Origin of the sequence: Devosia sp. Root436 (genome assembly GCF_001426345.1) — a bacterium.
GTDB lineage: Bacteria > Pseudomonadota > Alphaproteobacteria > Rhizobiales > Devosiaceae > Devosia.
The window spans coordinates 89511-113931 of sequence record NZ_LMEM01000014.1 but is presented as its reverse complement, the minus strand read 5'-3'; the positions used below and the strand labels follow the sequence as shown (position 1 = coordinate 113931).

Genomic DNA, 24421 nt, shown 5'->3' with positions numbered 1-24421 from the left:
TACGGCAATTCCGTCTAAAAACCAAACTGCCGACGCCGCTCTTGACCTGACTCGCCCGATGTCGCACCAGAAGGCATGGCCGAAGCCCTGACCAATGCCGCCGAATTTTCCGTCAGCGAGATTTCCCAGGCGGTCAAACGCATGGTCGAGGATGAGTTCGGCCATGTGCGGGTGCGCGGCGAAATCTCGGGCTTTCGCGGCCAGCATGCCTCGGGCCACGCCTATTTCACGCTCAAAGACGAAAACGCCTCGATCGATGCGGTGGTGTGGAAGACCAGCTATGCTAGGCTGACCTTCAAGCCGCAGGAGGGTCTTGAAGTCATCGCCACCGGGCGGCTGACCACCTTCCCGCGCTCCTCGAAATACCAGATTGTGATCGACAATATCGAGCCGGCGGGCGCCGGCGCGCTGATGGCGCTGCTGGAGGAGCGGCGGCGCAAGCTGCATGCCGAGGGCCTGTTCGCCCGCGAGCGCAAGCGGCCCCTGCCCTATCTGCCAAGGGTCATCGGCGTCATCACCTCGCCCACCGGGGCGGTGATCCGGGACATCCTCCATCGTCTTGCCGACCGCTTTCCCAGCCATGTGCTGGTCTGGCCGGTGCGGGTGCAGGGCGACACCTGCGCGCCCGAGGTGGTCAACGCCATCGAGGGTTTCAATGCGCTGCCGTCGGATGGCCCCATCCCCCGCCCGGACCTGCTGATCGTGGCGCGCGGCGGCGGTTCCATCGAGGATCTGTGGGGCTTCAACGAGGAAGCCGTGGTGCGGGCGGTTGCCGCCAGCGGCATCCCCATCATCTCCGCCGTCGGCCACGAGACTGACACGACGCTGGTCGATTACGCCTCGGATATGCGAGCGCCGACACCAACGGCCGCGGCCGAGGCTGCCGTTCCGGTACGGACGGAGCTGATCGGCTATGTCGACGACCTGGGCTCGCGCCAGCGGCAGGGGGCGCGGCGCATTGCCAGCAGCGCCCGTGACCGGCTGCGCGCCGCCAGTGCGGGCCTGCCGCGGCCGGCGGACCTGGTTTCGACCCAGCGGCAACGGCTCGACCATGCCGCCAGCAACCTCTTTGCCGGGCTGCGCCATTCGGTGCAGGACCATCGCGTACGGCTGTCGCGGGTCGAGCCGCGACTGGGGCCGCAATTGCTGGCACGACGGCAGGCGGAATTCGGCGAGCGATTGAAAAACCTGTCGATGCGCGCCGAGGCCGGCTTGCGCAAGACGGTCGACCGCTCGCGGCTGACCTACGATCCTCGCGCCGAACGCCTCGGGACTTCGGCCATCCGCCTGGTCGAGCGCAAGCGGGCACAACTCGATGCCACCGGACCGAAACTCTCGGCCAATGCGCTGCGGGCCGAGCTGCGCCATGGGCAGACACGGCTGGGGCCGCTGGGGACACGGCTTTATGCCAGCATGCTGCAGGGCCTGAGCCTGCGCGGCGTGGCGCTGGCCCAAGCCGGCAAACTGCTTGACTCGCTGAGCTACAAGAGCGTGCTGGCGCGGGGCTATGCCGTCATCAAGGATGCCGAGGGCAATCTGGTGCATGAACGCGAGGGGCTGTTGCCCGGCGCGCCCATCGCCATCGAATTCGCCGATGGCGAGGTTGGGGCGACGATATCAGGCAGTCCGGTCATAAAGAAGAAGCCACGCCCACAATCGGACAAGGACACTCAGGAAAGCCTCTTTTGATCGGCCCCGTTGCTCGCTATATCGGGGGGAAGGTTGAAGGAAAGCCAGCATGAACATCTTCGACAAGGGCTTCGCGCCCACCGAGGCGGTCATCCGCTATCTCGACGGCGACTATGTGGTGCTCAAACCCGGCAGCTTCGTGCGCTGCGCCATCACGCAGAAGCCCATTCCGCTCGATGAGCTGTTCTATTGGAGCGTCGACCGGCAGGAGCCCTATGCGGACGCCACGGCGGCCCATACCGCTTTCGAGCGCTTCGGCCGCGGAGCCTGATGGTGGCGGCCGAAGCGTCGGGCCAAAACCGGTTCCTGTTCATTTCCAACGGCCATGGCGAGGATGCCATCGCGGCCGCGATTGTTGCGCGTATGCCCAGTTCGGCGATCGTGGAAGCCTATCCGATGATCGGGGCGGGCAATGCCTATGCCGGCGTCTGCCCTATCGTGGGGCCGCGCGCCACGCTGGCCTCGGAGGGCTGGCGCAACGTCAAGGGCTCGTTGCGGCGCGATATCGCCACCGGCGGCCTGGGCACGGTGCCTCCGGCGCTCAACTTCCTGCGCAAGATCAAAGGCAAATATGATCGCGTGGTCGTGGTCGGGGACATGGTGGGCGTGCTGGCCTGCACCGTGACCGGCCATCGCGACCTCTACTATCTCGATGTCTACAAGACGGGTTCTGCCCGGCTCTATTCCAGCCCGGAGCGCTGGACCATCAAGCGCGCCTGCAGGACGGTGTTCTGCCGCGCCGATAATCTGGCGCGTTCGCTCGAACAGATTGGCGTCGATGCCCGTTCGGCCGGCAATGTGATGATGGATGCCATCCCCCATGGCGACTATGACGCGCCGTCGCGGCACACGCGGCCACTGGCCGTCACGCTGCTGCCGGGAAGCCGGGCGCTCACGGCCGAGAGCTTTGCCCTGCAGGTCAATGCGTTGCGCACCCTGCCGGCCGGGCTGCGCCCGGACGTATTCCTGGCCGTCGCCGGCAGCATCAGCGTGGATGAGCTCGCCAAGAAGACAGGGCTCAAGCGTACGTCGCTCCTGAGCACCGAACCAGCCGATCTGGGGGAATTGTCGGATGGGGATTTGACCATCCACATGGCGCGCGGCGGGGCGATGGGCAACCTGCTGGCGGCGTCGGACCTGGTGCTGTCGCAGGCGGGCACGGCAACGGTGCAGGCACTGGGGTTGGGCAAGCCGGCCATCACCTTCGTCAATCCGCGCGACCGGCGCTCGCGCTTCAATGACGAGCAGATGCTGTTCGGGGAAGCGCGGACGGTGGTTGCGGCGGAGGCTCCGGCCGTCGGGGCGGCCCTGCGCAAGCTGCTCGGTGATGACGAGGAGCGCCGGCGGCTGGCCAATATCGGCCGGCAGCGGATCGGCGGGCCGGGGGCGATGGCGGCGATCATCGAGGCGCTGGTTCAGTAAGTGTGCCACGCCCTCGTGGTTCGAGGCTCGCGAAGAGCTCGCACCTCACCATGAGGGCTACTGGGACACCGCGCTACAAGTAGCCTCATGGTGAGGCGGGAGCGTAGCGACCCTCGAACCACGAGGCGTGGCACTATCGCTACGGCTTGTGGGTTTCCGGTTCCAGCAGGCGGTGCAGGTGGACGATGAAGTAGCGCGTCTGGGCGCTGTCGACGGTCATCTGCGCCTTCTGCTTCCAAACCGCATAGGCCGAAGCATAGTTCGGATAGAGCCCGACGATATCGACCTTGTCGAGATCGGCGAAGGTCACGCCTTCGAGGCTCGAGAGTTCGCCGCCGATCACCAGATGCAGCAACTGCTTGGAGGGATCTTCTTTTTCAGCCATCGGTCAGGTCCGTGTGTGAAGGAATGGGCAATCCGGCATCGCCGGTGTCTGCAGCCGGACAGCCATAGACCTTGATCAGCGCCGCGTGGACCAGCGGTTTTAGGCTCATGTCGCTGAGCGCCGCAAGCGCCCCGTGGCGCACATCACGTCTGTTGAAACGAGGGAAGCCGACGCAGACATCGGCAAAGCCGATGCCTGTTTCCTCAAGGATCAGCGCCGCTGCGGCGATGTCCCAGTCCTGGCTGCCGCGGCGGGCGACGGCGCCGTCGAGCTTGCCGGTGGCCACCTGGACCAGCCGGTAGGCCAGCGAGGGATAGGCCGGGCCGCGGGTATAGTGGAGGCCGGCAGCCTGCATTTCCTGATGCACGGCGCCGGGCGCCGGGATCAGCGGGGCGGCGCCGGCCCGGCGGCTGCGCCGGATCGGCTTGCCATTGAGACGGGCGCCTTCGCCGCGCGCGGCTTCATACATTTCGTCACGCGCCGGGGCATAGACCACGCCCGCGACGGGGATGCCGTTCTCGACTATCGCCAATGATACGGTCCAGCTGTCCTCGCCGCGGAGGAACCCGCGGGTGCCGTCGATGGGGTCGACGACGAAGACGCGGTCGCAATTGAGGCGGCTCGGATTGTCGGCGGTTTCCTCGCTCAGCCAGCCGTAATCGGGGCGGGCCCGCAGGAGGGACGCGGCCAGGTAGCGATCGACCAGGATATCGGCCTCGCTCACCGGGGAGGAATTCTCCTTGGTCCAGCTCTTTACGTCGCGGCGGAAATAGCCGCTGGCAATGATGCCCGCCGCCACCGCGGAGGAGCGGAGCAGTTCGAGATCGTCGCTGTAAGTGGTGGCGGGAGCAGGCATTGCGGGCCTTTTAGGCTTGGCGCGGGATTGGAGCAAGAGGCGCGCCGCATGGCGTGATCGCGGCGGCAAATGTGGCAGGGTTAACAGGCCGGCAGCCCATGCGGTTAACCGCTCCCTACCCGGTGCAAGACCCTGCTAACCCTCTCGGAAAACAAGATAAACTTAACCGAACCGATTAAGGGGGCAGGTAAGGGGCCGGGGTATGGTGGGCCTACAAAGAGAGCACCAAAAATCAGCTCTCGAAGTTGACAGGAAGGCGAATTCAAATGGTTCATGGTGTCGCTATGGAAGGGACCTCGGTCGTTCTGGCTTTCGGCCGCCCGGCGCTGGCAGACCGCCGGTTCGTCGCGGCGAACGACAACGGCCCCAAGGACCCGGTCAAGACCGTTACCGTGCGCCGCATGCTCGAGCAGAGCGGCGTGGCCATCAAGGTCAAGGTGCCGGTGACCGAATTCATCGGCGTGGCCGTGGCGACAAGGATTTCCGAGGAAGGCGTGCTGACCAGCTCGATCGAACTGGTCCATTCCGACGGCGAATTGAACTATCGGGTGTTCGAGGAAGAGGGCAACCACAACGTCGTGGCCGAGTGGCAGAACTGGGGCAAGAAGCTCCGCCTGCCGCTGTTCATCAAGGCCGGCGACGGCGCCTACATGCCCTATAGCCAGCAGGTCGACGGGGTCATGGTGGGCAACCATCAGGGCCGCCGCAAGCTGGTGGCCGAGGCCGGTCGCCGCCCGCGTTTCCTCAACCGCCGCAAGCCGGGCATGCAGCCCGACGCATAGGTTTTCTGCTCCTCCAAAGCACGTTGAAAGGGTCGACCGGTGGTGCGGTCGGCCCTTTTGACGTTTGGGGTCGATTGGCTAGCAGACTGTTAGCATCTGGCGTCACCAAGCGGCCGAAAAACACGGCATTTCGCTAACGCGAACTACCACACCCACTCGGCTAACAGCGCGAGGGCCAGGACAATTCCGACATATTTGTTGCTGTCGAAGCGGAGCCGGGGATTGTCGGGCTCGTTCGCATCGACTGTCCAGACCTGCCAGGCCAGCATGGCGGCGGCCAGGAGCGACAAGGTGGCGAAGACGAGGCCACCACCCGCCAATACCGATGCCGCATTCCAGAGTATGAGGGCTCCGGCATAGAGCGTGGCGACTGCGGGCTTCACCCGGTCGCCGAACAGGCGGGCCGTGGATTTGACGCCGACGAGAGCGTCATCCTCGATATCCTGCAACGCGTAAATGGTATCATAGGCGATGACCCAGAGGATAGTTCCGGCATAGAGCAGCACGGGCGGCCAGGCGAGGGCGCCGGTCTGGCTGGTCCAGCCGACCAGGGCGCCGTAGGAAAAGGCGAGGCCCAAAAACGCCTGTGGCCACCAGGTGATGCGCTTCATGAAGGGGTAGATGGCCACCAGCACCAGCGAGGCCACCCCGGCCCAGACGGTGAAGCGATTGAACTGGAACAGGATGACCGAGCCGAGCAGGGCCTGGGCGATGAGGAAGGCCAAAGCATCGCGGGCGGTGACGGCGCCTGACGGAATCGGGCGCAGGCGGGTGCGGGCGACCTGCATATCGATATCGCGGTCGACGATGTCGTTGAACGTGCAGCCGGCGCCGCGCATGAGGATGGCGCCGATGAACATCAGCACGGCGGTCCACCAGTCGAAACCCTGGGCGGGGTTGGCGACGGCGGCGAGGCCGAGACCCCAGGCGCAGGGCCAGAACAGGAGATAGAAACCAATGGGGCGGTCCCAGCGGGCGAGGCGGCCATAGGGCTTGAGCCAGGCAGGGGCGTAGCGATCGAGCCAGTTGCCGCGTTTGGCGTCGGGAACGGAGGTGGGTGTATTGTCGGTCATGGGCGAGGCCTTCCACACGCTCCGCATTTCCCCTCGCCCTTGTGGGAGAGGGTTTGATTTTCTGCGTTCAGCAGAAAATCAGGGTGAGGGGTTCTCTCCACGCATACAGCGTTTATGGTGGCGCCCGAAACCCCTCATCCGCCCCTTCGGGGCACCTTCTCCCACAAGGGGAGAAGGGGAGCCCAGCCCTATGCCCCGTAGCCATGCCGCCCTGCCCCGCCTGTTTGTCGCGCCGGACCTTGCCGCGGGGGCGCAACTCACGCTGGGCAAGGAGCAGTCGCTGTATCTGGCCGCCGTGCTGCGGAAGTCGGTTGGCGACGACGTGGTGCTGTTCAATGGGCGGGATGGGGCGTGGCTGTGCCGGCTCGTCGGTGATTCCAAGAAGTCGGTGGTGCTCGAACTGGTCGAGCAGATCGCGGGGCAAACGCCGCGTTCGGAGCTCTGGTACGGCTTTGCGCCGCTCAAGACGGAGCGGCTGGATTATGTGATCCAGAAGGCGGTGGAGATGGGCGCCGGCACGATCCAGCCGGTGCTGACGCGGTTTACCCAGGTGTCCCGGCTCAAGCATGAGCGGCTGGTGGCCAATGCCATCGAGGCGGCCGAGCAATGCGAAGTGCTTGCTGTGCCCACGGTCGAGCAGGAGGTGACGCTAGAGCGGCTGCTCGATGGCTGGCCGGCGGAGCGGGCGCTGATTTTTGCCGATGAGGGCGAGGCTTCGTCTTCGCCGGTGACGGCGCTTGAAGGGCTTCGGGGCCGCCCGGTCGGCCTGCTGATCGGGCCGGAAGGGGGATTTGCCGACGAGGAACGCGCCAGATTGCGCGCCCTGCCCTATGTGGTGCCTGTCAGCCTGGGGCCGCGAATCCTGCGGGCCGACACGGCGGCCGTGGCGGCCTTGGCGGTTATTCAAGCTATCATCGGCGATTGGCGATAAAAGGCGATTGCTTTCGGCCCACGCAACGTTATGTTCCCGGCCAGTATTGAACACCTCAGTTCCAGAGGACTGCCCATGGCCGGCGCCGACACCCATTCGCCCAGAATCGAATCGCGGGCCGACCTGATCGAGGCCATGGCGCGCGGGGCCAAGCCCGAGAGCGAATGGCGCATCGGCACCGAACACGAAAAGCATGTGTTCCACACCAATCCGCTGCGGCCGGTGGCCTATGAAGGGCCTGACGGCATCCGCGCGCTGCTCGATGGCATCCAGGCCGAGACCGGCTGGCATCCGTTCTACGATGGCGAGAACCCGATCGGGTTGCGCAACGACGAGGTGGCCGGGGGCATTTCGCTGGAACCGGGCGGGCAGTTCGAGCTCAGTGGCTCGCCGCAGGCGGACCTGCATGGCACGGCGGCGGAGCTGGCCGAGCATATGCGGGTCAGCAAAAAGGTGGCGGCGCCACTCGACATTCATTTCCTGGGCCTCGGTGTGACGCCCATATGGTCGGTCGACCAGATCTGTTCCATGCCGAAATCGCGCTACGGCATCATGAAGCCCTATATGGAAAAGGTCGGCACGCTGGGCACATCGATGATGTTCCGGTCGGCCACGGTGCAGGCCAATCTCGATTTTTCCAGCGAAGCCGACATGGTCCGGAAGCTGCGGGTGGCGGTGGCCCTGCAGCCGGTGGCGACGGCCTTGTTTGCCAATTCGCCCTTCTCGGAAGGCCGGGAAAGCGGCTATCTCAGTTTCCGCAGCCACATCTGGCTCAATACCGACGATGCCCGCACCGGCATGCTGCCCTTTGCCTTCGACGAGGGGTTCGGCTTCGAGCAATATGCCGACTATGCGCTTGATGTGCCGATGTATTTCGTCATCCGCGACAAGCAATATGTGAATGTGGCGGGCGAAAGTTTCCGGGCGTTTTTGCGCGGTGAGCTGCCGCAATTGCCGGGCGAGAAGCCCACGATCAAGGACTGGGAAGACCACCTGTCGACCATTTTCCCGGAAGTGCGGCTCAAGCAGTTCCTCGAAATGCGCGGCGCCGATATGGGCGACGAGAAATCGGTGACGGCGCTGTCGGCGTTCTGGACCGGGCTGCTCTATGACCCGGTATCGCTGGAAGCGGCCTATGAGCTGATCGAACCGTGGACGCGCGAGGAGCGCGACGAGATGCGCCGCGAAGTGCCGCGGCTGGCGCTGATGACGCCGCATGACCGATCCAATCTCTACGATGTAGCGGCGCAGGCCGTGGGCATTGCCGAGGCCGGGCTGGTGCGGCGCGGCCGGCGCAACGCCCAGGGCAAGGATGAGACCATCCACCTGGCGCCGCTGGAAGAGACGATACGGCTGGCCAAGTCGCCGGCCCAGCGCTGGATCGACAAGTTCCGCGGCGAATGGGACGGGGATGTGACGCGGGTGTTCAAGGAAGCGGAGATGTAGGGGTTATGCGCTAACCCCTACACGGTGTCCCTGTGTTGAGCTTGGCTGCGCTTTGCGCTGCCGTTTCAGTCGACACCCTCCCCTTGCGGGGAGGGATCAAGGGTGGGGGAGGTTTGGCCCCGATATCGGGGCCAACCGACACCCCCTCCCAACCTCCCCCGTCATAGGGGGAGGTGCCGCCCGGTGGGTAGGGTGTATCGTAGCTCCATCAGCAGTCACGCACCCAACTAGCCGCGCGCCTGGTGATCCAGCTTCCTGATTTCGTCGTCGATGCAGCCGGCGGCCTTGCGGTTGGCGTGGTAGACCCACACGAGGAAGGCGATGGTGATGCCGGCGGGGATCAGGGCGCCCCAGACAAAGCCGTCGGCGAAGAGGGCGGAGCCGTAGATCAGCAGGAAGCCCGGGACGAAGGGCAGCACGTACCACAGCATAATCGAGCGCAGCGCGTCGCGCTGGCGCACCAGTTCGGCGCGGTAGCTGGCGAGGATCGCCGTGCCGCCATCGATGGACGTGCCGCCACCGGTACGGCGTTGCAGTTGCAGCGTGGCGATGCCCGCGCCGGCCGCCAGCAGCAGGAAGCCCGCGCCGGCCAGGATGGCGGACGGATCGAGCGGCCCGGACAGCAGCACGAAGAGGCCCAGCACCAGCATGACGGTGCCGGTAATCAGGCCCGCCAGATATTCCCAGCGATTGCGCTTGCCGATGCGGTCATCGAGCCGCCGCGAGCGGGTTTCGAGCAGTTCGGCGGTCAAGGTCTGCGGAGTCATAGCCTGTCCTTTCCAGAGGGCTTTGGGGTCAGGTGAGTTGAAATCGGGCGAGGTGGTCATAACGCTGCCTCCGGCTGAAATCCTTGCGCCAGCAGCGCCTTGATGCGGTGGATGCGCGTGGCGACGGCGCCTGACGACAGGCCCGTCACCTCGGCAATCGCGTCGGCATCGACATCTTCGAGATAGAGCAGCACGACCTGCCGATCGGTCGGCCGCAAGCGGTCGACCAGGGCATAGAGCCGCTCCAGGGTCAGCGCCGTGCCGGTGGCCTGTTCGGGCGTGGCCCGCCTGGTCGGCCGGTTCGACGCTGTCGATGTCGATCCAGTCACCGGCCGAGCGGGAGCGCACGGCCTTGTCGACATGGCGGGCGCAGACATTATGCGCCACCCGCCAGGTCCAGGTGCTGAGACTGCATTGCTCGCGGAAGCCGTCGAGGCTCCGCCAGAGATGGAGGTGGATGTCCTGCTCCAGATCCTGCCGCAAGGCGGGGTCCTTCTCGTAAACGGCGGCCAGACGCGCAATGGCGGCGCCATGCCGGTCGGCAATGCTCCGATACTGCGCTTCGCGTTTGGCCCGATGGAGCATGCCTCGCCTCTTTGCTCTACTCACAGGATCAACAGTCGCGGCGGCGACGGGTTTCTTACAAAAACAATTGCCACCTGTTTCCGGCTCGTGCATCACGCCCGCACAAGCACGGAGGCATGGCATGCGGGTTCTGGTGATCGGGTCGGGGGGGCGTGAGCATGCGCTGGCGTGGAAGATTGCGCAGTCGCCTGAGCTGACCAAGCTGTTCATTGCGCCGGGCAATGGCGGGACCGGGGCGGTGGCGGAGAATGTCGTGATCGACATTACCGACCACAAGGCCGTGACCGACTTCTGCAAGCTAATGGCCATCGACTTTGTCGTCGTGGGGCCTGACGCCCAGGTGGTGGCCGGACTGGGCGACGATGTGCGCGCGGCCGGGATCACCTGCTTCTGCCCGAGCAAGGCGGCGGGGCAGTTGGAGGGATCGAAGGGCTTCACCAAGGCGCTGTGCGACGAGATGGATATTCCCACCGCCGCCTATGGCCGCTTCGACAACGAGGCGGCGGCGTTGGCGTATCTCTCTACGCAGGGCGCGCCCATCGTCATCAAGGCCGATGGGCTGGCTGCGGGCAAGGGCGTGACCGTGGCCATGAGCGTCGAGGAGGCCGAGGCGGCCATTATCGACTGCTTTGCCGGGGCGTTCGGGGCGTCGGGCGCCGAAGTGGTGATCGAGGAATATATGGAGGGCGAGGAGGTTTCGCTCTTCGTGCTGTGCGACGGCAAGGACATCCTGCCGCTGACCACGGCGCAGGACCACAAGCGGGCCTTTGATGGCGATACCGGGCCCAATACCGGGGGGATGGGCGCCTATTCGCCGGCGCCGGTGATGACGCGCGAGATTTATGAGGACGTGCTGGCGCGGGTGATCTGGCCGACCGTGATGGGGCTGGCGGCGCGGGGGACGCCCTATCAGGGTGTGCTCTATGCCGGGCTGATGCTGACGGCGGATGGGCCCAAGCTGGTGGAATATAATGCGCGGTTCGGGGACCCCGAAACGCAGGTGCTTGTCATGCGCATGGAGAGCGACCTGCTACCGCTGCTGCATGCCACGGCGACGGGAACGCTGGCTGGCCATGACGTGGCGTGGAAGGACCAGTATGCGCTGACCGTCATCATGGCGACGCAGGGTTATCCGGGCGCCTATGGCAAGGGCAGCGAAATCAGGGGCGCCGAGGGGATCGACAGCGATATTCTGCAGGTCTTTCACGCCGGAACGCGCCGCGATGGCGCGCGTTTACTTAGCTCTGGTGGTCGCGTGCTCAACGTCACCGCTTTGGGCAGGGACGTGAAAGAGGCGCAAAGCCGTGCTTACGCAGGTGTGGAGCAGATTGTTTGGCCAGAAGGCTTTTGCCGCCGAGACATCGGCTGGCGCGAAATCGCCCGAACCGCGCCTTGAACCCTTCCTAAACTTCGGCGGCGTACCCTACCTCAAGACCGTCTTTGACGAGACGCCGCCCAAACGCTCGCCTACCCCGCTGCAACTGCGCGGCCGGGCGCTTGCCGAACGGCTGCGCAGCCAAGGCAAGGAGCGGGGCGGGATGGACACGGTTTCTGGACCTCGGATCGGCGTAGCGCTGGGTGGTGGGTCGGCGCGCGGGCTGACGCATATTCCCTATATCGAAGCCATGGACGAGCTGGGGCTCAAGCCCTCGGTCATCTCGGGCACCTCCATCGGCGCGCTGATCGGCTCGGGTTGGGCGGCGGGCATGACCGGCAAGGAATTGCGCGAACATTCCTATGAAGTGCTGGGCACGATGCGCACCATCGCCACCAAGCTGTGGGCGACGCAGATCCGCGGCATCAGCGGCATTCTCAAGAACGGCATTTCGATGCAGCTCGACGCCACCAGCATCGTCGATGCGTTCACGCCGGCCAGTTTTCCGCTCGAATTCAAAGACCTCAAGGTGCCGCTCTATGTGGTGGCGACCGATTTCCAGAGCTGGCACCAGGTGGTGTTTAATACCGGGTTGCTGCGGCCGGCCATTGCCGGGTCCATCGCCATTCCGAGCCTGTTCAAGCCGGTCGTCTATGCCAACCATATCCTGGTGGATGGCGGGGTGGTCAATCCGCTGCCGCTCGACCAGGCCGATATCGACACCGATTTCCTGATCGGTATCGACGTCAATGGCGACCCCTCGGAGGGCATCGCCAAGACCGACCACAAGGCGCTCGATATCTGGTTCGGCTCGGCCCAGATCATGATGCATTCGCTGACGGCGCATATGATGGCGGCCTATCCGCCCGATATCTATATCCGCCCGCATGTGGCCAATTTCGGCGCGCTGGAATTCTGGCGGGTGCGCGAGATCGTAGCGCATGCCGAAATCGAGAAGGAGCGCTTCAAGCGCATCCTGGCCGACAAGGTGGAGGCCTATATCGCCGGCAAGGTGCCGGTGGTGGAGAGCAATCCGGACTGAAACGACAACCGGCTTGTCGAATCCCCGGCAATGGGCTGGACTGGGGGTATGAAGGACAGGCTGGTCATTGCGCGCTGCAGCTGCGGGCAGGTGGAAATCGAGGCTTGGGGGAAACCCATTGCCAGCGTGATCTGCCATTGCGACGATTGCCAGGCGGCGGGGCTGGCCCTGGCCGCCCTGCCCGATGCGCCGCCGCTGCTCGACGCGGCCGGGGGCACGGCCAATGTGCTCTATCGCAAGGACCGGGTGACGCCGACCAGGGGCGGGCATTTGCTGGAGGCGCACAAGCTCACCCCGGACTCCAAGACCAACCGGATGGTGGCCAGATGCTGCAACACGCCGATGGCCGTCACCTTCGATGACGCCCGGCACTGGGTGCCGCTCTATCGCGACCGGCTGGAGGGCGCGGTGCCGCCGGTACAATGGCGGATCTGCACGAAATTCGCGGCGCCCGGGGTAGCGCTGCCCGGTGACGTGCCGGGGCATGCCATGTATCCGTTTTCCATGATGGCCGGGCTGGCGCTGTCGGCGGTGGCCATGCTGGTGGAGCGGTAGGATATCCGCCCTACCCTCAATTCATCGCCTCCCTCCCCCTTGAGGGGAGGGCTATTGCATATGGAGTGAAGCGCAAGTCACCTCTCCCCTCAGGGGAGAGGGAGCCCGCGCCCGGCGGAGGCGTCATATGCGATAGCTCTCCCCCTCAAGGGGAGGGAGGACAGGAACCGACAAGTCCGCGGCCTACTCCCGCAGGGCGCGGAAGAAGTCGCGCAGCAGGGTTTCGGAGCGGGTGGCGCCGAGGCCGGAGATGACTTCGGGGGCGTGGTGGCAGGTGGGCTGGGCGAAGAGGCGGATGCCGTTTTCCACTGCGCCGGCCTTGGTGTCCTCGGCGGCGAAATAGAGGCGGCGCAGGCGGGCGTGGGCGATGGCCCCGGCGCACATGGCGCAGGGTTCGAGGGTGACATAGAGGTCGCAGCCATCGAGCCGGCCGGTGCCGCGGGTTTTCAGCGCGGTCCGAATGGCCAGCATTTCGGCATGGGCGGTGGGGTCGCCCAGGGCCTTCATGCGGTTGCGCTCGGCGGCGAGGATCGTATCGCCCTCCATGACCACGGCGCCGACCGGGGCTTCGCCATTGGCGGCGGCTTCTTCGGCAAGCGACAGAGCGAGGTCCATGGGGGATTGGCTGGTCATGGCAGGTACTCGTCGGCGGGAATCTTGCGCTTTAGCGCTTCGAGCTCGGCCTTGGTCCAGCCGGGGGGCTGGGTTACCTCGACCCAGGCATCGATATAGTCGCGCGGGGCATAGACATGGCCGTAGCCTATGGGCGAGGTCTGCGCCAGCGCCATGTCGAGGGCCAGTTGCAGGAAGGTGACCACCGGATACCAGTTGAGGGCAGGCGACACGTCGGGGCCGCGCGGCTCGTCGAGCCAGGCCGGGCGGCGCCAATCGGCACTGGGATCGAAGAAGACGATGGGGTCGCTGGCATATTGCAGGAACACCGTGCGCATCGGTCCCCAGGGCACGGCGGGCCAATGGGCGGTGCCGGACTGGTTGAGGAAGCGGATGGCCGTGTCATTGCCGAAGCGCGGCAGCCAGGCGGGCGTATCGGGCTGACGATTGGCGGTGGCCCAGCTCCAGATGGAACTGGAAAAGGGCGGACCGGCCCAGAGCGCGCCCTGGAAGGGATCGCCCAGCACGTCATAGAGCTGGGTGGAGGCCTGCGAGGCCAGGGCGCCCAGGCTGAGGCCATAGAGATAGAGGCGCGGGCGATGGTCTTTCGGCAAGGCAGTCCAGTATTCATAGACCGCCTGGAACAAGGCCTGGGCGGTGTCGCTGCCATAGCCGGGCTCGACCAGCAGGGAGAGCCACGAGGTGAGATAGGAATATTGCACGGCGACGGTGGCGACATCGCCGCCATGGAGATATTCCAGCGTATCGATGGCGGCGCGATCGACCCAGCCGGTGCCCACGGGCATGACCAGGACCAGCACCGAACGGTCGAAGGCGCCAATGCGCTGCAATTCGGCCAAAGCCAGTTCGGCGCGGGCGCCGACACTCTCGGCCGAACGCAGGCCGACATAGGTGCGCAGCGGCTCGATGGCCGGCTTGCCCGTCATGGCCGATATGGCTGAGGCGGCGGGGCCGCTCTGCACATAGATGCGGGCATCGCGCCCGATCGTGTTCCAGAGGATCAGCGAGGCGCTGCTGCCGGTCTGGCGGGGTCTTGCGGGGGCGCCACCCTCGTCGGACACGACGGCATCGAGCCGTTCATAGAAGCGGTCGGCGGCCCGGAGGGCGCCACGCAGCACGACGCCATTGACCAGCAGCGCCAGCACGGCGCCGACCAGGAGCGCGCTGAGCAGCATGGCGGCGCGGGGCGGCATGGCGGCGGGGAGCTTGCCCCAGATGAAGCGGACCAGCATGACCAGCAGCTTGCCTGTCAGCATCAGCAGCAGCGCGACTGGCAGCGCGGTTGCGGCAATCAGCAGGGGCTGGCTGGTGGCAACCGGCGCCATGCCCATGACTGATCGTACCGAATTCTGCCAGAGATTGGCATTGCCCAGCGCAATGCCGACCACGGTGAGGCAGACCAGGGCAATGAGGAAGCCGAGCAGGCGCGTGATCCGCCCCGGCGGCACGCGCAGGCCGAGAAAGCCCCAGGACCAGTGGGCGAGATTGCCGATGCCATAGCCCACGGCAAAGCTGCAGCCGGAAAGGATGCCCTGCACCAGTTCGGTGCGCGGCAGCAGCGAAGGGGTGAGCGAAAGAGCGAACAGCACCGAACCGAGCAGCAGGCCGGGCGGCGAGAAATGGTAGGCCACCATGTCCCAGCCCGCATTGGCGCGGTGGCCCAGGGCATGCCAGCGCGATGTGCGCAGTTCCGTCATGGCGCTAGGTGACCCGGCGGTGGGGGATTGGTCAATCGGGGTGAGGGGTTCTGCACTCTCCCATGCTGCAATGCCAGCGGATGGCTCCGTGCCCCCTCATCCGCCCTTCGGGCACCTTCGCCCATAGGGGGAGAAGGGAAGCGCCCCTCCCCAAGGGGTTGAGGGTATCTCACCACGCGCACAAATCCGGGTCGGAAACCGCGGTCCCCTGCCCTATATTGGCCGCAGGAGAATCGCCCTTGCCCATCCGCCAGCTACCCGAAGACCTGATCAACCGCATTGCTGCCGGCGAGGTGGTGGAGCGGCCCGCCAGCGTGGTCAAGGAACTGGTCGAAAATGCCATCGATGCGGGCGCCGGCCGGGTGGTGGTGACCACGGCGGCGGGCGGCAAGGGGCTTATCCGCATCGAGGATGACGGGCATGGCATGGACCGGGCCGACCTGGTGCTGTCGGTGGAGCGGCATGCGACGTCCAAGCTCAGCGAGGACGAGCTGGACGATATCCGAACGCTGGGGTTCCGGGGCGAGGCACTGGCCTCGATCGGGTCTGTGGCGGAGCTGAGCATTGCCTCGCGGACGGCGCAGGCGGAGAGCGGGCTCAGGATCGAGGTGCGCAACGGGCTGCGCACTGGGCCGGTGCCGCAGGCGATGAACCGGGGGACCATCGTCGAGGTAAGGAACCTCTTCGCCAATGTGCCGGCGCGGCTGAAATTCCTCAAGACCGACCGGGCCGAGGCGGGGGCGATCACCGATGTGGTCAAGCGCCTGGGCATGGCCAATCCGGGCGTCCACTTCGTGCTCAATGGCAGCGACCGGACAGCGAGCAACTGGCCTTCCGTGACCGGGACAGGAGCCTTGCAGGCACGGCTGGGCCAGGTGATCGGCGACGATTTTGCGCGGAATGCCGTGACGCTGGCGACCAGCCGGCATGGCGTCGTGGTGGCGGGGCTGGCGGGACTGCCGACCTATACGCGGGCCAATTCGCTCAGCCAGTTCTATTTCGTCAATGGCCGCTCGGTGAAGGACAAGGTGCTGGTGGGCGCCGTGCGGGCGGCCTATGCCGATTATGTGTTCCGCGACCGCTTTCCCGTCGTGGCGCTCTATATCGCCATCGACCCCGGCGAGGTGGACGTCAACGTACATCCAGCAAAGGCGGAACTGCGGTTTCGCGATGCCGGGGCGGTGCGCGGCGCGGTGATCCGGGCCATTGGCGAGGCGCTGGCAGCGGCGGGGTTCAAGGCGTCGGGCACGGTGGCCGAGGATGTGCTGGGGGCGTTCACGGCGCCGGCCTATCAGGCGCCCTCGCCCGCCCCTGCCCCGACATGGCGGGCCGAGACCGTGGCACCGTTTGCCGGGTATGAGCGGGTGGGCGTAGGCAGCACCAGGCCGTTTGCGCCGGATTTCGGCGCCACGCTGGAAGGGCTCAACGAGCCCAGCGCGCGGATGGAGCCGGAGGCAGCGCCTGAACTGGTGGACTATCCGCTGGGCACGGCGCGGGCGCAGATGTTCGACAATTTCATCATTGCGCAGAATGGCGAGGGCCTGCTGCTGGTGGACCAGCATGCGGCGCATGAGCGGCTGGTCTATGAGCGGTTCAAGGCGCAACTGGCCTCCGGGCCGGTGCCGAGCCAGGCGCAACTGATCCCGCTGGTGGTGGAGCTGCCGGAGGAGGATTGCGCGCGACTGGAAGAGGCGGCGGGGGAGCTGGAGCGGTTCGGGCTTTATCTCGAACGGTTCGGGCCAAGGGCTGTAGCGGTGCGCGAGACGCCGGCTTTGCTGGGCAATTCGGACATTGACGGGCTGGTGCGCGACGTAGCGGACGGGCTCGCGGAATGGGAGAGCATCGCGGCGGTGAGCGACCGGATGGAAGCGATCATCGCCCGCATGGCCTGCCACGGCTCGGTGCGATCCGGGCGGCGGCTGCGGGTGGATGAGATGAATGCGCTGCTGCGCGACATGGAGGCGACGCCCCATTCGGGGCAGTGCATCCATGGGCGGCCGACCTATGTGGAGCTCAAGAAGAAGGATATCGAGCGGCTGTTCGGGCGGACGCGATAGTATAGAGTCGAGAGCCACGTGGCATAGAGGAGCCCTGATTCAGGTTGATGACTTGCTCCGCACGAAATCCCAAAACGCGCGCGGCATCCAACCACCCCGATCAGAGATGTCCGCGGCAACAACAAATACGTTGTCCCTATCGCCGATATGAGGCTTAAGTCGATTATACCAAGTTTTGGAGCTCTGTTTAGTCCAAACGAGCCACGTATTCTCCCGAAATTCAATCCAGTCGTTTGCTTTATTTAGAGCTTCAACGAATTTCTCCCGGTCCCTTTCGCGACCATTGGTATCCCAACTAACCACAACAAAACGGAAGTCACTCATCAGCTTCCCCCACTCCATCTGCGGGCAATGGGTGGGGCGACTTCACATCTTCCTCATTAGCTGTGCTAACAACCTGCCCTTCTTTTGTTGCAATGCGACGTTCGATCTGGCGAAGCGCTAGGCTCATCCTAAAGGTCATCACGACGCTGACAATCGCTCCAACTGCCGCAACTAAGACGCCGAGCGAAAAGCCTAGCTGAATCAAGTCAGGCATCGGTTATCTCCGAGATCGCGATACTAACAGTTGAGGCAACCACTCCAATTACAAAAAGCACCACGGACGTGCCCACGACATACACCTCATTGGGAAGCGATGCCGCGTTCCGCAGGAGCGCATAGAGGAAGACCGATAGCATAATTGTAAGGGCCGATGTTCCGCCCACGAAGATCATCAGCGTCTGGCTGCTTCGCTTAATTCCAATCAATTCGCCAATGCCAACTGCGCAGAAACTGGCCGCAAGCAGACACAGATCTCCCTGTCGTATCACTGTGTAAAGTCCGACTGGTTCAGAAGAACTCGCTGCCGCCCATATCCAGCTAGCCAGTAATGGGGCCAACGAAATTAGGACGGAGAACATCAGCCATTTTGCTACCTTATCTGGCAACTGTGCCCCCAAGATTAGGTCATACTAATGCATGGCAGCGCGGCTGGCATAAATCAAGGAGCGGCCAGCAAGTGGAGCCAAGGTTGGCTTTAGGATAGGTGGCGATGCGGAGCATTTGACACTCACAATCCCTCAGCCAAACACGCTCGCCCCACGATCAGCCACGCCGACCAGGCTCCTGAACCCGGCAAACAGTTCGCGGCCCATGCCGAAATGCTGGTCGCGCAGGTCCTGCACGGCCGGAGTGCGCGAGCGGAATTCCTTTTCGTCGCCGAGGAAGGTCAGGGTGCCTTCATTGGCGTCGAGGCGGATCATGTCGCCGTCGCGGATCTTGCTGATGGGGCCGCCGTCGATGGCCTCGGGGGTCATGTGGATGGCGGCGGGAACCTTGCCTGACGCGCCGGACATGCGGCCGTCGGTGAGTAGGGCGACCTTGAAGCCGCGATCCTGCAGGATGCCGAGCGAGGGGGTGAGCTTGTGCAGTTCGGGCATGCCGAGGGCACGGGGGCCGGAGAAGCGGACCACGGCGATCATGTCGCCGGTGAGTTCGCCGGCCTTGAAGGCGGCCTGCAGGCCCTCCTGGCCGTGGAAGACGCGGGCGGGGGCTTCGACGACGCGATGCTCGGGCTTGACGGCGGAGACCTTGATGACCGAGCGGCCGAGATTGCCGGTGAGGAGCTTGAGGCCACCGGAGGTCTGGAACGGGGTTTTGGTGCCCGTGAGGACCTTGGGGAGGGCGGATTCGCTGGGGGCGGGCTCGAAGGTCAGCTTGTCTTCGATGAGCTTGGCTTCGACTTTGTAGCCGGAGAGGCCCTCGCCCCAGACGGTCTTGACGTCTTCATGCAGGTGGCCGCTTTCGAGCAGTTCCTGGATGAGGAAGCCCATGCCGCCGGCGGCATGGAAGTGGTTCACGTCGGCCACGCCATTGGGATAGACGCGGGCGAGCAGCGGGGTTGCATCGCTGAGGTCGCTCATGTCGTCCCAGGTGACCTGGAGGCCGGCGGCGGCGGCGATGGCGATGAGGTGCATGGTGTGGTTGGTGGAGCCGCCGGTGGCGTGGAGACCAACCAGGCCATTGACGATGGCCTTTTCATCGATGACGTGGCCGACCGGAGTGTAGTTGTTGCCCAGCGCGGTGAGCGAGAGGGCGCGGACGGTGGCTTCCTTGGTCAGGGCATCGCGCAGGGGGGTGCCGGGATTGACGAAGCTGGCGCCGGGCAGATGAAGGCCCATGATTTCCATGAGCATCTGGTTGCTGTTCGCCGTACCGTAGAAGGTGCAGGTGCCGGCCGAATGGTAGGACTTGGATTCGGCTTCGAGCAGTTCGGCGCGGCCGACCTTGCCCTCCATATAGAGCTGGCGGACCTTGCTCTTTTCGTCATTGGGCAGGCCCGAGGGCATGGGGCCGGCGGGGATGAACACAGCCGGGAGATGGCCGAAGGTCAGTGCACCGATGAGCAGGCCCGGCACGATCTTGTCGCAGATGCCGAGATAGACGGCGGCATCGAACATGTTGTGGCTGAGGGCAATGGCCGTGGACATGGCGATGACGTCGCGGCTGAAGAGCGAAAGGTCCATGCCGGGCTGGCCCTGGGTGACGCCATCGCACATGGCGGGGACGCCACCGGCGACCTGGGCGGTGGCGCCGATGGAACGGGCCGCTTCCTTGATGATGTCGGGGTAGAATTGATAGGGCTGATGGGCCGAGAGCATGTCGTTGTAGCTGGTGACGATGCCCAGATTGAGCGACTTGGTGCCGGCGAGCTGGGCCTTTTCGGCGGGGGAGCAGGCGGCGAAGGCATGGGCGAGGTTGCCGCAGGAGAGCACGGCGCGATTGACGCCGGCCTCGCGCGCGGCATCGAGCCGGTTCAGGTAGTCCCGGCGACTGTCGCGGCTGCGCGCCGCGATGCGATCGGTAACATCCTGGATGGCCTGACGGACAGACATGGTGGCTCCTAACCTATGATGGCCTGGAACCCTTCGGTGGCCAGGGCGGTCGATTGGGGACCGCCGAGGGGACTTAGGGGCACCAGTAGACAGTGACGGCGTGGCCGGACCGCAGGACGGCACGAATGGGCATGTCCGCGACGGGACCATCGCCCAGAGCCGTGTCGAGCACGTCGGCCTTTTCCTCCCCTTCGATATGAAGGTACAGCCCGTCCGTGCGGAGGAGACGCGGAAGGGTAAAGGTTATGCGCGGCTCGCCCGCGCCGGGGGCGCGAATGGCCAGCGTGGGGCCATCGGCGCTCAGCGCTGCGTCGAGCGTATCGCCGCCGGGGAAGAAGCTGGCGGTGTGGCCGTCATTGCCCATGCCGAGAATGACGGCGGCAAACTGGTCAGGCAGGTCGGCGAGGAGCGCGTTGGTTTTGGCGACGTGGGTCGCGTCGGGCTCGGTGCCGCCCGAATAGAGCGGGAAGAAGCGAGCGGTGGCGGCGGGGCCCTGCAGCATGCGCTCGTTGACCAGGAGCGCATTGGAGCGGTCATTGGTGTCATCGACCCAGCGTTCGTCGACCAGGGTGACGATGACTTTGGACCAGTCGATATCCTTGGTCTTGCCGAGGGCCTGGAAGAAACGGGCCGGGGTGGAGCCGCCGCTGACGGCGATCGCCGCAATGCCGCGCGTCTCGATGGATGCGCGGATGCGATCGGCCACGGACTCGGCCAGTTCCCTGGCGAGGGTGGGCTTATCGGCGAATGTGCGGCGGTCGATGGTCATCTTGTTCCTTTGTGCCACGCCCTCGTGGTTCGAGGCTCGCGAAGGGCTCGCACCTCACATGAGGGCTACTTCCAGCTCGGGGTATCGACAGGCCTCATGGTGAGGTGCGCTTCTTCAGCGCCTCGAACCACGAGGGCGTGGCAAGATCTATCACGCATCATCCTCGTACCATGTCCGGCCGTCGCGTTCGATCAATGCGATGGCGCCCGATGGGCCCCAGGTGCCGGCCACGTAGGCCTGGGGCGGTTCGCTGGCGCGTTCCCAGGCTTCGCGGATCGGGTCGATCCATTTCCAGGCGGCTTCGAGTTCGTCGCGGCGCATGAACAGGGTCTGGCTGCCGCGGATGACGTCCATCAGCAGGCGCTCATAGGCTTCGGGGGTGCGCTCGGTGAAGGTGGCGGCGAAGCTGAGGTTCAGCGGCACTTCGCGCAGGCGCATGCCGCCGGGGCCCGGATCCTTGATCATCATCATCAGCTTGACGCCCTCGTCAGGCTGCAGGCGGATGATGAGCTTGTTGGCCTTGGGCGCGCCTTCGGCGTGGTCGAAGATGGAATGGGGGATCGGCTTGAACTGGATGCATATCTCGGAGACGCGGCTGGCCATGCGCTTGCCGGTGCGGAAATAGAAGGGCACGCCGGACCAGCGCCAGTTTTCCACCTCGGCCTTGAGGGCGACGAAGGTTTCGGTACGGCTGCCCCGCTTGTCGTCGGGCAGCTCATCCTGGTAGCCGGCGACGGATGTCGTCTCGGATTTGACGCCCTTATACTGGCCGCGCACGGTGTTGCGGGCCACGTCGCCATTGCTGATGGGCTTGAGGGCGCGCAGCACCTTGAGCTTTTCGTCGCGCAGGGCATTGGCGTCGTCGCTGGCCGGCGGCTCCATGGCCACGAGGCAGAGCAACTGCAGCATGTGGTTCTGGATCATGTCGCGCAGGGCGCCGGACTCGTCATAGTAGCCGCGCGTGCCGGCGCCGACCGATTCAGCCACGGTGAGCTGGACATGGTCGATATGGGCCGAATTCCAGATCGACTCGAACAGCGTATTGGCGAAGCGCAGGGCCAGGAGGTTCTGGACGGTCTCTTTGCCCAGATAGTGATCGATGCGGTAGACCTGATCTTCCTTGAAAATCTTGGCGACGCCGTCGTTGATTTCGACCGACGAAGCCAGGTCGTGTCCGAGCGGCTTTTCGATCACCACGCGGGCGTCGCGGCGATAGAGCTTCTTGCTGTGCAGGTATTCGGCGATGGGCTCGAAGAGGTCGGGCGCGACGGCGAGATAGAAGGCGCGGACCACTCCGGGATCGTCGCGCAGCTTGCTGCCGAGATCGCCGGATTCCTCGGGCTTGCTGGCATCGACCGGAACATAGGAGAAAATCTTGACGAAGCGGTCGATGACCTTGGCGTCCTGATATTCCTTCTCGACGAACTGGGCGATGGCGTCGCGCGCCGCTTTCTGGAAATCGGCGTCGGAGAGCTTGCTGCGCGAGGCGCCGATGATGCGGCTGTTGTCGTCGAACTGGCCATCCTTGAAGCGATGATAGAGGGCCGGGATCAGCTTGCGCTTGGTCAGGTCGCCCGTGGCGCCGAACACCACATAGTCGAAAGGCTGGACGGGAATGATACGGCTGGACACTGGGGCAAGTCCCTTAGTTTGACGCAAAGTTCTGCTGAGCGAGGATGACGGCCCCATGGAGGGGCTCGAATTTGGGCAGGGCGACGAAATTGCCGTAGCGCTGCTGGAGAATGGGGAACAGGCGTTCGCCGAAGCCACCGACAACGGCCATGACGCTGGCATTGTGCGACTGGAACCAGCGAACATAGGTGTCGATATAGCTCAGCTCGAGTTCCATCATTTTGGCGGCGACCGGGTCGCCCTTGTCGAAATGCTCGAAGAAGAGCGGCATGAGGCGGCCAAATTCGGCCGGGGCGCGGCCGACCAGCAGGTCATCATGCCCGTCCGAGCCGTCGGCGCCGACAATGCGCACATCCTTGGCGGTGCCGAAGGACCAGGTCATGACGGCCTGGTTGTCCCCGCCAAGCTGGGCAATGACCGCCCTGGTGAGCGGGGAGGCCCCGACCAGCCCGTCCTCTGCCTCTACGGCATAACGCACCAGTTCGCGGCCGAGAATGGCGCCGCTCATCTGGTCGCCAATGGGAAAGCCCCAGCCACCGGCCTGATGGCGCTGACCATCGACGATGGACATGGCAGCCGAGCCGGTGCCGACGATGATGACGCCGCCCTCCCCGCCATCCAAGGCGCCAGCATGGGCGATGTCGATATCGTCATAGACCTTGACGCCGGCAAAGGGCCAGGGGCGCGCGGCGAATTCGGCGCGCGCAGAATCCATGCGACCGCCGGCCATGCCGAAGCAGGCATAGGTATTGGCGGTTTCGGCATAATCGAGGCCGGCCGCCTTGAACACGTCGCGCGTGCCGTCGCTTATGGCCTTGAAGGCGGGCTCGCCATCGTCGATCTGCAGATTGGAACGGCCATTCTTGACTTCGGCGAGCGTTTTCAGATTCTCATCGGCCAGACGCACGCGGCAATTGGTGCCGCCGCCATCGACGCCAAGATAGTATCTGGTCACGCGAAAGATCTCCGAAGCTTGGAGGGATTCTAGGGTGTCGGTTCGGCGCGGACCATAATGCGAAAGATGCTAAGACGAAAGTAGGATAAGGCACAAAAAGCAGCCGCCAAGGGCGCTGACGGCGCGGCTTGCATGCGTGGATGGCGCAACCGGTTGGACGCTCGCGCTTTTTGCTGCCATAGGCGCCGTGGCGGACGGCGGAGGAGGGCATCGCAATGACAGGACATGTGCTGATTCTGGGCGGGGCGCGATCGGGCAAGACGGCCTTTGCCGAACAGCTGGCCATCCGCAGCGGCAGACGACCGGCCTATCTCGCCACGGCGGAAGCGCTGGACGCCGAAATGCGCGACCGCGTAGCCAGCCACCGGGCCGGGCGGGCAGCACAGTTCACCACTATCGAGGAGCCGCTGGCGCTATCGGATGCGCTGATCAAGGCAGCGGCGGATCATGACGTGATCCTGGTCGATTGCCTGACGCTGTGGATCACCAACCTGCTGCTGGCCAATGAGGACGTGGCCAAGGCGGTGAGCGAACTGGGCGCAACGCTGGTGCAGATCAAGGCGGCCAAGGTGATTTTGGTCAGCAACGAGGTCGGGCTGGGCATCGTGCCCGACAATGCCATGGCGCGGACCTTTCGCGACCTGGCGGGATCGGCGCATCAACGGCTGGCGGAGATTTGCGACGAGGTGCATTTCATCGTGGCCGGACTGCCGATGACGCTCAAGGGCGCGACTGGGCGGGAACCGCGGATACATGAGGCTTAGATTTGACGCTCGCCTGCCCTACCTCTCCCCTGAGGGGAGAGGTCGACCCGCAGGGTCGGGTGAGGGGTTCAGAGCTGGGGCCGGCATCGGGATATACCCACACGCTGAACCCCTCACCCTAACCCTCTCC

General features: G+C 65.0%; 25 protein-coding genes. 12 read left to right on the top strand and 13 right to left on the bottom strand.

Annotation, left to right across the window (positions count from 1 at the left end):
• The first annotated feature begins 75 nt into the window (after nt 1-75).
• The 3 genes from xseA to ASD04_RS16725 are packed head-to-tail and all read left to right on the top strand — an operon-like array spanning nt 76 to nt 3111.
• Nucleotides 76-1689 (top strand): exodeoxyribonuclease VII large subunit, encoded by a 1614-nt coding sequence (gene xseA, locus ASD04_RS16735; protein ID WP_056259511.1) that lies wholly within the window; start codon nt 76-78, stop codon nt 1687-1689.
• Nucleotides 1690-1738: 49 nt separating this feature from the next.
• Nucleotides 1739-1960 carry a DUF2093 domain-containing protein gene (locus ASD04_RS16730; protein ID WP_056228027.1) on the top strand — a complete coding sequence of 74 codons (222 nt, stop codon included), beginning with the start codon at nt 1739-1741 and terminating at the stop codon, nt 1958-1960.
• Nucleotides 1960-3111 carry a hypothetical protein gene (locus ASD04_RS16725; protein WP_056259509.1) on the top strand — a complete coding sequence of 384 codons (1152 nt, stop codon included), beginning with the start codon at nt 1960-1962 and terminating at the stop codon, nt 3109-3111. The genes ASD04_RS16730 and ASD04_RS16725 overlap by 1 nt, the downstream gene beginning before the upstream one ends.
• 139 nt (nt 3112-3250) lie before the next feature.
• On the opposite strand, the gene ASD04_RS16720 is transcribed toward ASD04_RS16725, so the two are convergent.
• The gene (locus ASD04_RS16720) at nt 3251-3496 is read right to left on the bottom strand and encodes a DUF4170 domain-containing protein (RefSeq protein ID WP_056259507.1); all 246 of its coding nucleotides are present in this window, start codon (nt 3494-3496) and stop codon (nt 3251-3253) included.
• A complete protein-coding gene (locus ASD04_RS16715) occupies nt 3489-4352 on the bottom strand; it encodes a 3'(2'),5'-bisphosphate nucleotidase CysQ (protein WP_082531302.1) in 864 nt (287 codons plus the stop codon). Before ASD04_RS16715 ends, ASD04_RS16720 begins: the two co-directional genes overlap by 8 nt.
• A 284-nt stretch (nt 4353-4636) precedes the next feature.
• Between ASD04_RS16715 and ASD04_RS16710 the strand changes: the two genes are divergently transcribed.
• The gene (locus ASD04_RS16710; protein WP_056259505.1) at nt 4637-5134 is read left to right on the top strand and encodes a DUF6101 family protein; all 498 of its coding nucleotides are present in this window, start codon (nt 4637-4639) and stop codon (nt 5132-5134) included.
• Nucleotides 5135-5277: 143 nt separating this feature from the next.
• Here the strand turns inward: ASD04_RS16710 and ubiA are convergent, their stop codons facing one another.
• Nucleotides 5278-6207 (bottom strand): 4-hydroxybenzoate octaprenyltransferase, encoded by a 930-nt coding sequence (gene ubiA / locus ASD04_RS16705; protein WP_056259817.1) that lies wholly within the window; start codon nt 6205-6207, stop codon nt 5278-5280.
• A 190-nt stretch (nt 6208-6397) separates the two neighbouring features.
• Here ubiA and ASD04_RS16700 point away from each other — a divergent pair, with 190 nt between their 5' ends.
• Nucleotides 6398-7138: a 16S rRNA (uracil(1498)-N(3))-methyltransferase gene (locus tag ASD04_RS16700; protein ID WP_056259503.1), complete on the top strand. Its 741-nt coding sequence runs from the start codon at nt 6398-6400 to the stop codon at nt 7136-7138.
• A gap of 75 nt (nt 7139-7213) precedes the next feature.
• Complete coding sequence (locus ASD04_RS16695; protein ID WP_056259501.1) at nt 7214-8584, top strand: glutamate--cysteine ligase; 1371 nt, start codon at nt 7214-7216, stop codon at nt 8582-8584.
• 227 nt (nt 8585-8811) lie between these two features.
• On the opposite strand, the gene ASD04_RS19660 is transcribed toward ASD04_RS16695, so the two are convergent.
• A complete protein-coding gene (locus ASD04_RS19660) occupies nt 8812-9351 on the bottom strand; it encodes a hypothetical protein (RefSeq protein WP_056259499.1) in 540 nt (179 codons plus the stop codon).
• A gap of 56 nt (nt 9352-9407) precedes the next feature.
• Nucleotides 9408-9680 carry a sigma-70 region 4 domain-containing protein gene (locus ASD04_RS19655; protein WP_056259497.1) on the bottom strand — a complete coding sequence of 91 codons (273 nt, stop codon included), beginning with the start codon at nt 9678-9680 and terminating at the stop codon, nt 9408-9410.
• 85 nt (nt 9681-9765) lie between these two features.
• Between ASD04_RS19655 and ASD04_RS19650 the strand changes: the two genes are divergently transcribed.
• From ASD04_RS19650 to ASD04_RS16665, 4 genes are read left to right on the top strand one after another with little or no spacing between them, the layout of a single operon-like run.
• Nucleotides 9766-10092 (top strand): hypothetical protein, encoded by a 327-nt coding sequence (locus ASD04_RS19650; RefSeq protein WP_056259495.1) that lies wholly within the window; start codon nt 9766-9768, stop codon nt 10090-10092.
• The gene (gene purD / locus ASD04_RS16675) at nt 10058-11332 is read left to right on the top strand and encodes a phosphoribosylamine--glycine ligase (RefSeq protein ID WP_056259493.1); all 1275 of its coding nucleotides are present in this window, start codon (nt 10058-10060) and stop codon (nt 11330-11332) included. Before ASD04_RS19650 ends, purD begins: the two co-directional genes overlap by 35 nt.
• Nucleotides 11265-12353: a patatin-like phospholipase family protein gene (locus tag ASD04_RS16670; RefSeq protein ID WP_056259491.1), complete on the top strand. Its 1089-nt coding sequence runs from the start codon at nt 11265-11267 to the stop codon at nt 12351-12353. The genes purD and ASD04_RS16670 overlap by 68 nt, the downstream gene beginning before the upstream one ends.
• A gap of 48 nt (nt 12354-12401) precedes the next feature.
• Nucleotides 12402-12908, top strand: a complete 507-nt coding sequence (locus ASD04_RS16665) for a DUF6151 family protein (RefSeq protein WP_056259488.1) — start codon at nt 12402-12404, stop codon at nt 12906-12908.
• A gap of 183 nt (nt 12909-13091) precedes the next feature.
• Here the strand turns inward: ASD04_RS16665 and ASD04_RS16660 are convergent, their stop codons facing one another.
• Together ASD04_RS16660 and ASD04_RS16655 are read right to left on the bottom strand one after the other, a co-directional pair.
• Entirely contained in the window at nt 13092-13541 is a 450-nt protein-coding gene (locus tag ASD04_RS16660) for a nucleoside deaminase (protein WP_056259486.1), read from the bottom strand.
• The gene (locus ASD04_RS16655) at nt 13538-15238 is read right to left on the bottom strand and encodes an alpha/beta-hydrolase family protein (RefSeq protein ID WP_244488348.1); all 1701 of its coding nucleotides are present in this window, start codon (nt 15236-15238) and stop codon (nt 13538-13540) included. The genes ASD04_RS16660 and ASD04_RS16655 overlap by 4 nt, the downstream gene beginning before the upstream one ends.
• Nucleotides 15239-15477: 239 nt before the next feature.
• Here ASD04_RS16655 and mutL point away from each other — a divergent pair, with 239 nt between their 5' ends.
• Nucleotides 15478-17295, top strand: a complete 1818-nt coding sequence (gene mutL, locus ASD04_RS16650) for a DNA mismatch repair endonuclease MutL (RefSeq protein ID WP_056259485.1) — start codon at nt 15478-15480, stop codon at nt 17293-17295.
• A 39-nt stretch (nt 17296-17334) separates the two neighbouring features.
• Here the strand turns inward: mutL and ASD04_RS19540 are convergent, their stop codons facing one another.
• The 6 genes from ASD04_RS19540 to ASD04_RS16620 form a co-directional block, all read right to left on the bottom strand.
• Nucleotides 17335-17619 (bottom strand): hypothetical protein, encoded by a 285-nt coding sequence (locus ASD04_RS19540; protein WP_156461302.1) that lies wholly within the window; start codon nt 17617-17619, stop codon nt 17335-17337.
• Nucleotides 17612-17833: a hypothetical protein gene (locus ASD04_RS16645; protein WP_056259482.1), complete on the bottom strand. Its 222-nt coding sequence runs from the start codon at nt 17831-17833 to the stop codon at nt 17612-17614. Before ASD04_RS16645 ends, ASD04_RS19540 begins: the two co-directional genes overlap by 8 nt.
• Nucleotides 17834-18356: 523 nt before the next feature.
• A complete protein-coding gene (edd, locus tag ASD04_RS16635; protein ID WP_056259478.1) occupies nt 18357-20171 on the bottom strand; it encodes a phosphogluconate dehydratase in 1815 nt (604 codons plus the stop codon).
• A 73-nt stretch (nt 20172-20244) separates the two neighbouring features.
• Complete coding sequence (pgl, locus tag ASD04_RS16630) at nt 20245-20940, bottom strand: 6-phosphogluconolactonase (RefSeq protein ID WP_056259477.1); 696 nt, start codon at nt 20938-20940, stop codon at nt 20245-20247.
• 150 nt (nt 20941-21090) lie between these two features.
• Nucleotides 21091-22572, bottom strand: a complete 1482-nt coding sequence (gene zwf / locus ASD04_RS16625; RefSeq protein ID WP_056259475.1) for a glucose-6-phosphate dehydrogenase — start codon at nt 22570-22572, stop codon at nt 21091-21093.
• 13 nt (nt 22573-22585) lie between these two features.
• A complete protein-coding gene (locus ASD04_RS16620; RefSeq protein WP_056259472.1) occupies nt 22586-23527 on the bottom strand; it encodes a BadF/BadG/BcrA/BcrD ATPase family protein in 942 nt (313 codons plus the stop codon).
• Between the two features lie 209 nt (nt 23528-23736).
• Between ASD04_RS16620 and cobU the strand changes: the two genes are divergently transcribed.
• Nucleotides 23737-24291, top strand: a complete 555-nt coding sequence (cobU, locus tag ASD04_RS16615) for a bifunctional adenosylcobinamide kinase/adenosylcobinamide-phosphate guanylyltransferase (RefSeq protein WP_056259470.1) — start codon at nt 23737-23739, stop codon at nt 24289-24291.
• Nucleotides 24292-24421: the final 130 nt, after the last annotated feature.